This is a genomic window from Paractinoplanes globisporus DSM 43857 (genome assembly GCF_000379645.1).
In the GTDB taxonomy this organism is placed as follows: Bacteria; Actinomycetota; Actinomycetes; order Mycobacteriales; family Micromonosporaceae; genus Actinoplanes; species Actinoplanes globisporus.
This window is the reverse complement of the sequence record NZ_KB903350.1, coordinates 208,445-221,345: the sequence shown is the minus strand read 5'-3', so window position 1 is coordinate 221,345 and position 12,901 is coordinate 208,445. Positions and strand designations below refer to the sequence as shown.

Annotated in this window: 14 protein-coding genes; 11 read left to right on the top strand and 3 right to left on the bottom strand. The window is 69.3% G+C overall.

The window, feature by feature from the left end; all coding sequences use genetic code 11:
• Positions 1-42: 42 nt before the first annotated feature.
• Entirely contained in the window at positions 43-477 is a 435-nt protein-coding gene (locus tag A3CQ_RS0145495) for a VOC family protein (protein ID WP_020517641.1), read from the bottom strand.
• Positions 474-893, bottom strand: a complete 420-nt coding sequence (locus tag A3CQ_RS0145490) for a helix-turn-helix domain-containing protein (protein ID WP_020517640.1) — start codon at positions 891-893, stop codon at positions 474-476. Before A3CQ_RS0145490 ends, A3CQ_RS0145495 begins: the two co-directional genes overlap by 4 nt.
• Before the next feature lie 23 nt (positions 894-916).
• Between A3CQ_RS0145490 and pdxT the strand changes: the two genes are divergently transcribed.
• From pdxT to A3CQ_RS0145475, 3 genes are all read left to right on the top strand, one after another.
• Positions 917-1,516 (top strand): pyridoxal 5'-phosphate synthase glutaminase subunit PdxT, encoded by a 600-nt coding sequence (pdxT, locus tag A3CQ_RS0145485; RefSeq protein ID WP_026206917.1) that lies wholly within the window; start codon positions 917-919, stop codon positions 1,514-1,516.
• 26 nt (positions 1,517-1,542) lie between these two features.
• On the top strand, positions 1,543-2,295 hold the full coding sequence (locus A3CQ_RS0145480; RefSeq protein WP_020517638.1) for a YebC/PmpR family DNA-binding transcriptional regulator: 753 nt from the start codon (positions 1,543-1,545) through the stop codon (positions 2,293-2,295).
• Positions 2,296-2,470: 175 nt separating this feature from the next.
• A complete protein-coding gene (locus A3CQ_RS0145475; RefSeq protein WP_245577664.1) occupies positions 2,471-3,010 on the top strand; it encodes a Uma2 family endonuclease in 540 nt (179 codons plus the stop codon).
• A 23-nt stretch (positions 3,011-3,033) separates the two neighbouring features.
• On the opposite strand, the gene A3CQ_RS0145470 is transcribed toward A3CQ_RS0145475, so the two are convergent.
• Complete coding sequence (locus A3CQ_RS0145470; protein WP_020517636.1) at positions 3,034-3,564, bottom strand: hypothetical protein; 531 nt, start codon at positions 3,562-3,564, stop codon at positions 3,034-3,036.
• Between the two features lie 102 nt (positions 3,565-3,666).
• Here A3CQ_RS0145470 and ruvC point away from each other — a divergent pair, with 102 nt between their 5' ends.
• The 8 genes from ruvC to A3CQ_RS0145430 all read left to right on the top strand — a co-directional run bounded on the left by ruvC (position 3,667) and on the right by A3CQ_RS0145430 (position 12,857).
• Positions 3,667-4,206 (top strand): crossover junction endodeoxyribonuclease RuvC, encoded by a 540-nt coding sequence (gene ruvC / locus A3CQ_RS0145465; RefSeq protein WP_026206916.1) that lies wholly within the window; start codon positions 3,667-3,669, stop codon positions 4,204-4,206.
• Positions 4,203-4,805 (top strand): Holliday junction branch migration protein RuvA, encoded by a 603-nt coding sequence (ruvA, locus tag A3CQ_RS0145460; protein WP_020517634.1) that lies wholly within the window; start codon positions 4,203-4,205, stop codon positions 4,803-4,805. Before ruvC ends, ruvA begins: the two co-directional genes overlap by 4 nt.
• Positions 4,802-5,833, top strand: a complete 1,032-nt coding sequence (gene ruvB, locus A3CQ_RS0145455) for a Holliday junction branch migration DNA helicase RuvB (RefSeq protein WP_020517633.1) — start codon at positions 4,802-4,804, stop codon at positions 5,831-5,833. Before ruvA ends, ruvB begins: the two co-directional genes overlap by 4 nt.
• Positions 5,834-5,976: 143 nt before the next feature.
• Positions 5,977-6,360: a preprotein translocase subunit YajC gene (yajC, locus tag A3CQ_RS0145450; protein WP_020517632.1), complete on the top strand. Its 384-nt coding sequence runs from the start codon at positions 5,977-5,979 to the stop codon at positions 6,358-6,360.
• Between the two features lie 151 nt (positions 6,361-6,511).
• Positions 6,512-8,386, top strand: coding sequence for a protein translocase subunit SecD (gene secD, locus A3CQ_RS0145445; RefSeq protein WP_020517631.1), 1,875 nt, complete (start codon positions 6,512-6,514; stop codon positions 8,384-8,386).
• Positions 8,387-8,388: 2 nt separating this feature from the next.
• The gene (secF, locus tag A3CQ_RS0145440) at positions 8,389-9,594 is read left to right on the top strand and encodes a protein translocase subunit SecF (RefSeq protein ID WP_020517630.1); all 1,206 of its coding nucleotides are present in this window, start codon (positions 8,389-8,391) and stop codon (positions 9,592-9,594) included.
• A gap of 58 nt (positions 9,595-9,652) precedes the next feature.
• Positions 9,653-10,207 carry an adenine phosphoribosyltransferase gene (locus A3CQ_RS0145435; RefSeq protein ID WP_020517629.1) on the top strand — a complete coding sequence of 185 codons (555 nt, stop codon included), beginning with the start codon at positions 9,653-9,655 and terminating at the stop codon, positions 10,205-10,207.
• Between the two features lie 163 nt (positions 10,208-10,370).
• A complete protein-coding gene (locus A3CQ_RS0145430) occupies positions 10,371-12,857 on the top strand; it encodes a RelA/SpoT family protein (protein WP_020517628.1) in 2,487 nt (828 codons plus the stop codon).
• Positions 12,858-12,901: the final 44 nt, after the last annotated feature.

Genomic DNA, 12,901 nt, shown 5'->3' with positions numbered 1-12,901 from the left:
GAAGGCCGGCCCACTCGGGCCGGCCTTCCGCGTTCCCGCCACCTATGCGAAGTTCTTGAGGTCTTCTTGGGTGAAGGGCTTGGGTTCGACCAGGGTGAGCCAGTTGCCCGTGTTGTCGCGGATGACCGCTTCCACGCCGTACGGGCGGTCGGAGGGCTCCTGGATGAACGTGACGCCGGCCTTGGTCAGGTCGGCGGCGGTCTTGCGGCAGTCGTCGACGCGCAGGCCCAGGCCGCCCATCTGGCCCGACTCGAGCTGGGAGCGGATGAAGGCGGCGGCGTCGGGGGAAAGGGGCGGGCCGGGGAGCATGAGGGTGACCTCGAGCTCGGGCTGGCTGGGGTGCGCGATGGTCACCCACCGGAACTCGCCCATGGTGGCGTCGACGCGGGGCTCGAAGCCCAGGTGGTCGACGTAGAAGTCGCGGGTGGCGCTCTGGTCGAGGCAGTAGACCGTGACCAGCGAGATGCTCTCAATCATTCCTCGACGCTAGGCCCGTCCCCGGCCGGCGTGCTTCTCGGAAATTGCGGAATCACCCCGTTCATGAACAGGTGACAACCCGGGATGTGCGGGGCGTTCGCGGCGTAGCGGCGCTGGTAGGCGGTGGGGCTCTCGCCGACCAGGGCGGTGAAGCGGGAGGAGAACGAGCCGAGCGACGAGAAGCCGACGGCCACGCAGACCTCGGTGACGGTCAGGTTCGCGTACCGCAGAAGGTCTTGTGCTCTTTCGATGCGGCGGCGGGAGAGGTAGCGGATCGGGGTGACGCCGTAGGCGGCGTGGAACGTGCGGATCAGGTGGAAGCGCGACATTCCGGCGATGGCGGTGAGGGCGTCGAGCGCGATCGGGTCGGCGTAGTGGCGGTCGAGGTGGTCCCGCACCCGGCGGATCGCGAACACGTGGCCAGCCTAAGCTGGGAAAGGTGAATATCGGTGTGCTGGCCCTGCAGGGCGATGTCCGGGAGCATCTGGCGGCCCTTGCGGAGAGTGACGTGCTGGCGCGGCCGGTGCGGCGGCCTTCTGAGCTGACGGACGTCGACGCCCTGGTCATCCCCGGTGGGGAGTCGACGGCGATCAGCAACCTCGCCGTGAGCTTCGGGCTGCTCGATCCGATTCGCAAGCGGATCGCCGACGGGATGCCGGTGTACGGGTCGTGCGCGGGCATGATCATGCTGGCCACGACGGTGCTGGACGGGCGGCCCGATCAGGAGTCGTTCCAGGGGATCGAGATGACCGTGCGCCGCAACGCGTTCGGCCGGCAGGTCGACTCGTTCGAGGGCGACGTATCGATCGAGGACATCGCGGGCGGCGATTTTCACGCCGTCTTCATCCGCGCGCCATGGGTCGAGGAGGTCGGCGACGACGTGCGGGTGTTGGGCCGCGTCAAGGACGGACCGGCCGCCGGTAGGATTGTCGCCGTTCGGCAGGGCAACCTGCTCGCCACGGCATTCCACCCGGAGCTGACCGGCGACCTCCGCGTCCACCGGTACTTCGTCGAGATGGTCCGCCAGGCCTTGGACTAGACGCGCGGCAATGACGGAGGTTTTTCATGTCCGGCCACTCCAAGTGGGCGACGACGAAGCACAAGAAGGCGGTCATCGACGCCAAGCGCGGCAAGATGTTCGCCAAGCTCATCAAGAACGTCGAGGTCGCGGCGCGCACCGGTGGCGGGGACCCGGCCGGTAACCCCACGCTCTTCGACGCCATCCAGAAGGCGAAGAAGAGCTCGGTACCGAACGACAACATCGACCGCGCCGTCAAGCGCGGCTCGGGCCTCGAGGCCGGCGGCGCCGACTGGCAGACGATCATGTACGAGGGCTACGGACCCGCCGGCGTCGCGATTCTGATCGAGTGCCTCACCGACAATCGCAACCGCGCGGCCACCGAGGTGCGCACCGCGCTGACCCGCAACGGCGGCACGTTCGCCGACGCCGGCAGCGTGTCCTACCTGTTCAACCGCAAGGGCGTGGTGCTCGTCCCGAGCGGCGGCCTCAGCGAGGACGACCTGATGCTGGCCGTCCTCGACGCCGGCGCCGAGGAGATCAACGACCTGGGCGAGTCGTTCGAGGTGGTCTCCGAGCCGACCGACCTGATCGCGGTGCGCACGGCACTGCAGGAGGCGGACATCGAGTACGACTCGGCCGAGACCTCCCTGGTCCCGACGATGACCGTGCCGGTGGACGAGGAAGCGGCCCGCAAGGTCTTCAAGCTGATCGACGCGCTCGAGGACTGCGACGACGTCCAGAACATCTACGCGAACTTCGATGTGTCGGACGAGGTCATGGCGGCCATTGACGCGTGACAACAGAGGTTGTGTCGGGGTCGGTGCTTGCTGCGCCGGCCCCGTTCGCGTTTCCGGGGCCCGGGTGAGGCGATACTTGTGCCATCACGGTGCGCGTTTCTGGTACATGTGAACACGGGGACAGTTGACCGGTGACGGCTGGTCTGGTGACCAGTACGGTGAGGAGGTGCTGGTGATGCCGAGCTTGAATCTGCCCCCCATTGAGAGCCTCGATGTCGAAGATCTCCTCACCTTGCCCGAGGGTTACCGCTACGAGTTGCACGAGGGAAACCTCGTCATCATGACGCCGTCGACCTTCTGGCATAAGTCGATCACGCGGCGCCTCCTTCTCATGCTCCATGCGGCCGGTCTCGAGGCCTTCCAGGACCCTGGCGTGCTCGGGGATCGGCCGCGCGACTGCCGGCTTCCCGATGTCGGTGTCATCGCCGGGGCGCTTCCACCCCAGAAGGCGTCGTATTCGAACCTGCCCGGCTCGGCGTACAGCCTCGTGGTCGAGGTCGTGTCGGAGAACTCGGTCAACGGCGAGTACACCGACAAGATGGACTGGTACGCCAAGCGCGGCATCCCCGAGTATTGGATCGTCGATCAGACACTCGACCGCGACGAAGACGACGCGCACGTCCGGATTCTCCGGCTGGCGCCCGCCAAGTCAACGTATTCGTGGGAGCGCAGCCTGCTTTTGTCCGAGCTGGAAGCGGAGTACCGCGCTCGGTAATGGCCGCCGTCGATCGGTAAGCGTCAGGAGCCGGTGGAGAGCCAGGTCATGTACTGGATCATTCCGCCTACCACGAGAATGCAGGTGGCAATCCAGCGGCCCAAGCGGTGCCACTCCTGCTTCTTGTAGGCCTGGACCCACGCAATGCCCGCGTCGGCGAAGGGGACTGCTCCGGCTCGTACGGTGTCATCGAGAACCTGGGCCTTGCGCAAGGCGAGCGTCTGGCCGGGACCATGCAGCGGCATGTAGATCTGCGTGCGCAGCACGCGGACGTCGACGTCGTAGATCTGCTCGTCGCGCCACTGTTTCGTGCGGGCGGCCAGGCGGCGTTGCAGGTACTCCCCGGCCGCGTCCTTGCCCGCCAGCCAGGACCACAAACGCAGGCGGCGCCAGTGGCCGGCCAGGTCGGCCAGCACGTCCATGTAGATATGGCCGCCCTCGGCGTCGCCGCCTACCAGCCGGTCCGTCTCGGTGCGCAGAGCGGTCAGGTGGCCGGCGACGAAGGCGACGTACTCCGGTGGTGGTTCGTCATCCATCGGCGGAACGAGGTACATGACTACCTCCCGTCCCCATCGTCGAGGCGTGTCGGTGCCGGGCGCAAGACCACCGCGTATTAGGGTGTCGAACACACGTACGTGAGGCAGGGGAGGTCCGTGGTGCGCGTGCTCGGCGTCGACCCGGGCCTCACTCGTTGCGGCGTCGGCGTGGTCGAGGGCGTGCCGGGGCGGCAGTGCAAGCTGATCGCCTACTACGTCGTCTACACCGACACCGACGACGACATCTCCCTCCGGCTGCTGCGGCTGGACACCGAGCTCGCCCGGCTGGTCGCCGAGCACCAGCCCGAGAGCGTGGCCGTCGAGCGGGTGTTTTCCCAGCACAACGTGCGGACGGTGATGGGCACGGCGCAGGCCAGCGGCGTCGCGATCCTGGCCGGCGCGCGGGCGGGGCTGCCCGTGCAGACATACACGCCGAGCGAGGTGAAGGCGGCCGTGACCGGCTCCGGCACGGCCGGCAAGCAGCAGGTGACCGGGATGGTCACCCGGCTGCTCGGGCTCGACGCGCCGCCCAAGCCGGCCGACGCCGCGGACGCGCTCGCCCTCGCCATCTGCCACATCTGGCGTGGCGGCACCCGGGCCCGCATCGAGGCGGCGGCGCTCGCCGCGGCACGGTACCAACGACGAGGAGCCCGGCGATGATCGCCAGCGTGCGCGGCCTGGTCGCCGCCATCAACCCGGACAGCGCCGTCATCGAGGTCGGCGGCGTCGGCCTGCAGGTGCAGTGCGCGCCGGGGACTCTCGCCGGCCTGAAGGCCGGCCTCGAGGCGCGCCTGGCGACCAGCATGGTGGTCCGGGAAGATTCCTTGACCCTGTACGGGTTCGCCGACGACGACGAGAAGCAGTTGTTCGAGCTCCTGCAGACGGCCAGCGGAGTGGGCCCGCGGCTGGCCCAGGCGGTGCTCGCCGTGCACTCCCCGGACGTGGTGCGCCGCGCCATCGTCGGCGCCGACCTGGCGACGCTCACCCAGGTGCCGGGCATCGGCAAGAAGGGCGCCGAGAAGATGGTGGTCGAGCTGCGCGACCGGATCGGCCCGCTGCCGCTCGGCGACGGCGGCTCGGCCGGGGTGCTCAGCGGCGGCTGGCAGGAGCAGGTGCGGCAGGGCGTGCTCGCGCTGGGCTGGACGGTCGCGCAGGCCGACCAGGCCGTCTCCAAGGTCGCCGAGACGATCGACGGCGAGGTGCCGCCCGTACCCGTGCTCCTGCGCCAGGCCATCCGGCTGCTGGGCCGCGCACGATGAGCGAACTGGTCTCCGCGGACGCGGGCGACGACGATCTCGATGCCGAGGCGAGCGTCCGGCCGCGCCGGCTGGCCGACTTCATCGCCCAGCATCGCGTACGCGATCAGCTCGAGCTGCTGCTCAAAGGCGCGATGGGCCGCGGCACGCCGCCCGACCACATCCTCCTGTCAGGGCCACCGGGCTTGGGTAAGACCACGCTGGCGAACATCGTCGCCGCTGAGCTCGGGACCGGGATTCGCACCACGAGTGGGCCGGTGATCGAGCGGTCCGGTGACCTGGCGGCGATCCTGACCGGTCTCGCGCCCGGCGACGTGCTGTTCATCGACGAGATTCACCGGATCGCGAAGCCGGCCGAGGAGTTGCTCTACAGCGCCATGGAGGACTTCCGGGTCGACGTGGTGGTCGGCAAGGGGCCGGGCGCGACCGCGATCCCGCTCGACGTCGAGCCGTTCACGCTGGTCGGCGCGACCACGCGGGCGGGCCTGCTCTCCGGGCCGATGCGTGACCGGTTCGGGTTCGTCGCGCACCTCGACTTCTACTCATCGGCCGATCTGGACTCTCTGCTGCACCGGTCGGCGCGCATCCTCGGGGTGCCGATCACCGCCGAGGGTGCGGCGGAGATCGCCGGCCGGTCGCGCGGCACGCCGCGTATCGCCAACCGCCTGCTGCGTCGCGTGCGCGACTACGCCGAGGTGCGGGCCGACGGCGTGGTCACCCAGGAAACTGCCAGAGAAGCCCTTCAGGTGTACGACGTGGACGAACTCGGCCTCGACCGGCTCGACCGGGCCGTGCTGCGAGCCCTGATCGACACGTTCCGCGGAGGCCCGGTCGGTTTGTCCACCCTCGCCGTTGCCGTGGGGGAGCAGTCCGACACGGTCGAGGAGGTCTGCGAGCCGTTTCTGGTGCGGGCGGGCCTGCTGGCGCGCACGCCGCGGGGCCGGGTCGCGACCGAATCGGGCTGGCTGCACCTGGGTAGGACACCGCCGTCCGGGGCGGTTCAGGCGGACTTGTTCGCCCGAGACGTATGAAATCCGCTCGTAATGTGAACGTGATGTGTGCCGCATTCGGACTTCTCAGGTTGACCGATTAGACTCGCCGCGGTTCAACCCCGACGTGTTTATCGCCTCGACGTGCGCACACCACCGCACCGAGGCCTACGGAAGGCTTTCTCGTGTATCTGGCAGCCGCCTCGGGAGCAGGAAACAGCTTCACCACCATCCTGTTCCTGCTCCTGCTCTTCGGCGTGGTCTATTTCCTGATGATCCGCCCCCAGCAGAAGCGGCGTCGCGAAGCGCAGGAACTGCAGAACAAGTTGGGCCCCGGTGACCAGATTGTCACGATCGGGGGCCTGCACGGCACGATCGTCTCGGTCGACGCCGACGTGGCTACTCTTGAGGTCGCTCCGGGTGTTCAGGTGAAGTTCGCCCGTCCGGCCATCGCTCGCGTCCTGCACAGGCAGGAGGCGGAGGAGGCTGCCCCGGTCGACGAGGCCGAGGCGGCGGACGAGCCGGTCGCCGACGACGACACTGTCGCCGACACCCAGAAAAAGGACTGACACATACTTCCCGGACCGGCCCGCGGCGCAGTGAGCCGTCGGGCCGGTTCGTCCGGCCGGAGATCGGCCATCGACAATGTATGGGCGCCGCCAGGGGGGCGGCCGTAACGCAGGGAGACCGAACGCCGTGGCACGACCACCACAGGGACAGATGCATCCCGGACGCCAACTCGGCGTGCTCGGCCTGGTCTTCGTCGTCCTGTATCTGCTTGTCTTCTTCGCCGGTGGCGCGAAGGGCGGCTTCACCGACCGGCTCCACCCCAAGCTGGGGCTGGACCTGGTCGGCGGCACGCAGGCCACCTACATCGCTTCCGTGCAGGGCGGCCAGGTGCCGTCGAAAGAGAGCATGGAGCAGGCCAAGAGCATCATCGAGAACCGCGTCAACGCGCTCGGTGTGTCCGAGGCCGAGGTGGTCATCCAGGGCAACCGCAACATCGTGGTGTCGCTGGCCGGCAAGGCCGACGACCAGCTCAAGACCCTGTCGCAGGCGGCGCAGATGCGCTTCCGCCTGGTGATCGGCGCGACCGGTGACGTGTCGTCGACGGCGCTGAACCCGCCGAGCCCGAGCGTGGCCCCGTCGGCCGGCGCCTCCGGCTCCGTGAAGCCGTCGACCAGCGCGTCGGCCGGAGCGGGCACGGCCACCAGCGCCCCCGCCGCCAACGCCTCGCCCTCGACGGGCGGCCAGGGCGGCGGCGAGGTCGTGAAGGCGCCGAGCCCGAGCGCGACCCCCACGCCCAGCCCGACGGCGAGCGCCACCGCCGCGGTCCCTGGCGACCAGACCGTGACCGTCGCCGAGGTGCAGCAGAAGGTGGGCGCGGCCGCCTGGGCCGCCGCCGAGAAGCTGACCGCCCCGGTCGACCTCTCCACCGACCCGAAGGCCGGCCTGCCGTTCGCGAGCTTCGCGAAGCTCTCCGGCGCCGAGGTCAACGCCCTGACCCCGCAGATGCAGTACAACGTGCCGACGATCAGCTGCAAGCAGCTGGACGACCGGCCGAACGGCGCGATCGACGACGTCAGCAAGCAGGCCGCGGTCTGCTACCAGGGCGGCAAGATCATGCTGGACAAGGCGCCGGTGGTCGGCGACGACATCTCCAAGGCGAGTCCGCAGCTCGACCAGCAGAACGGCCAGTGGGTCGTCTCGCTCGACTTCAAGAGCGAGGGCTCGACCAAGTGGGCCAACCTGACCCGCCAGGCGTTCAACGCGACCTCGAGCGACCCCTGCTTCGTCGCCGCCACGGCGATGTACGGCCAGATCGACCACTGCGCGGTCGCGGTCGTGCTCGACAAGTCGGTCATCTCGGCGCCGCAGATCCAGGGCGTGCTCACCGGCACCTCGCAGATCACCGGCCAGTTCACCGCGGTGACCGCCAAGCAGCTGGCCGACCAGCTCAACTTCGGCGCCCTGCCGGTGACCTTCACCTCGGGCCCGGCGCAGACGATCTCCGCGACCCTCGGTATCCAGCAGCTGCAGGCGGGTCTGCTCGCGGCCGCGATCGGCATGCTCCTGGTGGCGGTGTACGCGTTCTTCTACTACCGCCTGCTCGGCTCGGTCATCTTCCTGAGTCTCATCCTGTCTGGTCTGCTGACCTTCGGCGCGCTGGTCTTCCTCGGCCGCACGCTCGGCTTCACCCTCACCCTGGCCGGTATAGCCGGCTTCATCGTGTCGCTGGGTGTCGCCGCGGACTCGTTCGTCATCTACTTCGAACGGCTCAAGGACGAGATCCACGAGGGCCGAAGTCCGCGTAGCGCGGTGCCGCGGGCGTGGGCCCGGGCCCGGCGCACGATCATCTCGGCGAACACGATCACGATCCTCGCCGCGGTGGTGCTCTACATCGTCTCGATCGGCGCGGTTCAGGGCTTCGCGTTCGCGCTGGGTCTGTCCACCGTGCTCGACCTGGTCGTGGTGTTCCTCTTCCGGCATCCGATCATGACGATGTTCGCCAACACCAAGGCGTTCATGTCGCCGCGGGTGAGCGGTCTCGGCCGCGTCCTGCGTACCGCCCCGACCGACGTCAAGGAGGCCTGATCATGGCCCGCACCGGTCTTGCCACCCGCCTCTACCAGGGCGAGGCGAACGTCAACATCGTGGGCCGGCGCAAGCTCTGGTTCACCGTCGCCGCGGTCCTCGTGGTGATCGCGATCGGCAGCTTCGTGTTCCGCGGGTTCAGCCTCGGCATCGAGTTCGCCGGTGGCACGTCGTTCAGCGTCCCGGCCAAGACCGCCGCCGGCGCGCCGCTCACCCAGTCCGAGGTCTCGGACGCGGTGGACAAGGCGATCAAGCAGGTCGACCCGGGCGCCGAGGTCACCGCCGTGCAGAAGGTCGGCCGGGCCGGCCAGGGCGGCGAGAGCTTCACGGTCCGCGCCTCGGCGCTGACCGCCGAGCAGGCCGAGCAGGCCAAGCAGACGCTGGTCGCCGACCTCGGCGTGAATCCGGCGGACGTCAGCGACGACCAGGTCTCGGCGGCCTGGGGCGGGCAGGTGACCCGGCAGGCGGTCATCGGCCTGGTCATCTTCCTGGTCCTGGTGATGGCCTATCTGGTCATCAGATTCGAGTGGCGGATGGCGGCGGCCGCGGTCTCCTCGCTGCTGCTCGACCTGATCCTCACCGCGGGCGTCTACTCGCTGGTCGGTTTCGAGGTCACGCCGTCCACGGTGATCGGCTTCCTGACGATCCTCGGTTATTCGCTGTACGACGTGGTGGTCGTCTTCGACAAGGTCCAGGAGAACACCCGCGGCATCACGGCGGGCAGCACCCGGACGTACGCCGAGGCGACGAACCTGGCGATCAACCAGACCCTGATGCGCTCGCTCAACACCGGTCTCGTGGCGCTGCTGCCGGTCGGCGGCCTGCTGTTCATCGGCGCCGGCCTGCTCGGCGCGGGCACGCTGAAGGACCTCGGTCTCGTGCTGTTCGTCGGTATGGGCATCGGTGTCATCTCGTCGATCATGTTCGCGGCGCCGCTGCTGACCCTGCTCAAGGACCACGAGCCGAAGATCAAGGCGCACACCGCCCGGGTCATGGCCCGCCGGGCCGCGGCCCGCTCGGGCGACGTCGCCCCGCGCGCCGAGCGGCAGCGCCAGCCGAACGCGACCGTCTCGGACGAGGAGGCGCCGGCCCTGGCCTCGACGGCTCCGCGGCCGGGCTCGCGGCCCACGGCCAAGCGCAACACCAACCGCAGCGGACGGCCCGGCGGCGCCGGCAACCGGCCCAGCGGCGGCGGCAAGCGCCGGTAACTCTTTTCGCGAAAGGCCCGCCGAGAGGCGGGCCTTTTGTGTCGGTAGGCTCCGAGCCGTGACTGATGAGACCCCGCGCGGCGACAGCGGCCCCGAGCTGGCCGCCGTCGTCGCGAACGGCACGATCGACGTCCCCGACTTCCCGAAGGCCGGCATCGTCTTCAAGGACCTGATGCCGCTGTTCGCCGACGGCGCCGCGTTCCGCCGGGTGGTCGACGGCATCGTCGCGCGCTACCCGGACGGGTTCGACGTGGTGGCCGGCGTCGAGGCGCGCGGTTTCGTGGTGGCCGCCGCGGTCGCCTACGCGACCGGCACCGGCGTGATCCCGGTGCGCAAGGCCGGCAAGCTGCCGCGAAAGGCCCTCAGCGCCACGTACGCGCTCGAATACGGCGAGGCGACCCTCGAGGTGCACGAGGACGCGTTCATCGCCGGTCAGCGCGTCCTGGTGGTCGACGACGTGCTCGCCACGGGCGGCACGGCGGGCGCCGCGCTCGACCTGGTGGAGCGGGCCGGCGGCACGGTCGCGGGCTTCTCCGTGCTCATGGAGCTGGCCTTTCTCGAGGGCCGGAAGCGGCTCGCGCCCCGTGAGGTCCACGCCCTGCTGACGGTTTGACCGGTTTGCCGGTTTGGCGGTCGTTCTTTCGGAGGTTCGGGCGGGCCATCGGGGAAGACGGTGCGGGTAGGATGGCGTTCCTAACCAGGTGACCAATGGCATGAGCGGACTACTCCGGCCGACGGCGACCGGTGAGGTTCCAGGCGATGGTGTGAGGAGGCCGGTGTCCAGCGACGTCGCCCCTCCGGCGGAGGGCACGGTGCAGCCGACCGAGGACACACAGACCGGTGCGGACGCTGAGGCGCCGCCCGTCGAGGAGTCGCGCGCGGCCGAGGAGGCCGAGGCGACCCCGATCGAGATGACCCAGCCTCGCCCCGCGGTGCCCGCTCCCGATCCCGATGTCACCCAGCCGCTGCCGGCCGAGGACGAGCCGAGCAGCGTCTTCGGGCTGGCCAGCGCGCCCACCGGGCGCCGGGTCCGGGCCCGGCTCGCCCGGTTCAACGCGCCGTGGCAGAGCACCCAGGTCAGCGAGGTTCTCGAGCCGCTGATCGCCACCCACCGGGCCAGCCACCCCAAGGCCGACGGCCGTCAGCTGCAGCGCGCCTTCGACGTGGCCGCCCGCTGGCACTCGGGTCAGTACCGCAAGTCCGGCGACCCGTACATCACGCACCCGCTCGCCGTGGCGACGATCCTGGCGAACCTCGGCATGGACACGACCACCCTGGTGGCGGCCCTGCTGCACGACACGATCGAGGACACGGACTACTCGCTCGACCAGATGAAGGGCGACTTCGGCGGCGAGGTGGCGCTGCTGGTCGACGGCGTGACCAAGCTCGACCGGGTCAAGCTGGGCGACGCGGCCAAGGCCGAGACGATCCGCAAGATGGTCGTGGCCATGGCGAAAGACCCGCGCGTGCTGGTCATCAAGCTCGCCGACCGCCTGCACAACATGCGTACGCTGACCTTCCTGCCCCGCCCCAAGCAGGAGCAGAAGGCCAAGGAGACGCTGGAGATCCTCGCCCCGCTCGCCCACCGCCTCGGTATGAACACGATCAAGTGGGAGCTCGAGGACCTCGCGTTCGGCACGCTGTTCCCCAAGCGGTTCGAGGAGATCAACCGCCTGATCGGCGAGCACCAGCCGCAGCGGGAGGCGCTGCTGCGCCAGGTGACCAACCGGGTCTCGCTCGACCTGAAATCGGCCAAGATCAAGGCGGAGACCACCGGCCGGCCGAAACACCTGTACTCGATCTACCAGAAGATGATCGTGCGAGGCCGCGACTTCAACGACATCTACGACCTGGTCGGCGTGCGCATCCTGGTCGACACGGTCCGCGACTGCTACGCCGCGCTGGGCGTCATCCACGCGAACTGGCAGCCGGTGCCGGGCCGGTTCAAGGACTACATCGCGATGCCGAAATTCAACATGTACCAGTCGTTGCACACGACGGTCATCGGCCCGACCGGCAAGCCGGTCGAGATGCAGATCCGCACGTTCGCGATGCACCGCACGGCCGAGTTCGGCATCGCCGCGCACTGGAAGTACAAGGAGCAGAAGGGCGCGACGATCGTCGGCCCGCCGGCGCACATCGACGAGATGACCTGGCTGCGGCAGCTGCTCGACTGGCAGCGCGAGGCGAGCGACCCGTCCGAGTTCCTGGACGCGTTGCGCTTCGACCTGTCCAGCCAGGAGGTCTACGTCTTCACGCCGAAGGGCGACGTGATCCCGCTGCCCACCGGCTCGACGCCGGTCGACTTCGCGTACGCGGTGCACACCCAGGTCGGGCACAAGTGCATCGGCGCGCGGGTCAACGGCAAGCTGGTCCCGCTCGAGTCGACACTGTCCAACGGCGACGTCATCGAGATCTTCACGTCGAAATCGGCCACGGCGGGACCGACGCAGGACTGGCTCGGCTTCGTCAAGAGCCCCCGCGCCCGTACGAAGATCAGGCAGTTCTTCAACAAGGAGCGGCGCGAGGAAGCGATCGAGATCGGCAAGGAGTCGATCGTCAAGGCGATGCGCAAGCAGGGCCTGCCCCTGCAGCGCATGCTGACCAGCGAGAACCTCACGACCATCGCCCGCGACCTGCACCTGGCCGACGTCGCCTCCCTGTACGCGGCGGTCGGGGAGAACACGGTCTCCGCCCAGTCCGTCGTGCAGAAACTCGTGGCCGGCTTCGGCGGCGAGGAGGGCGCGGTCGAGGACATCGCCGAGACCGCCGTCGCGACCCGTCCGCCGCGCAACCGCAGCACCGCGCAGGACCCGGGCGTCGTGGTCAAGGGCGTCAGCGACGTGTGGGTCAAGCTGGCCCGCTGCTGCACCCCGGTGCCGGGCGACGCCGTGTTCGGCTTCGTCACCCGCTCGGGCGGCGTGAGCGTGCACCGCGAGGACTGCGCGAACGCGGAGGACCTGCGCGACCAGTCCGAGCGCGTGGTCGAGGTGAGCTGGAAACCGACGAGCGCGTCGACCTTCCTGGTCGCGATCCAGGTGGAGGCGCTCGACCGGCACAAGCTGCTGGCCGACGTGACCCGGGTCCTGTCCGAGGAGCGCGTCAACATCCTCTCGGCCACGGTGACGACCACCCGCGACCGCGTGGCGGTCAGCCGTTTCACCTTCGAGATGGCCGACCCGAAACACCTGGGCCACCTCGTGGCCGCCGTTCGCAAGGTCGACGGCGTATTCGACGCCTACCGAGTGACATCGGGCGCATAGGAAAAGGGCGGGGCCTGAGCCCCGCCCTTCTCGAGAATCGCCGG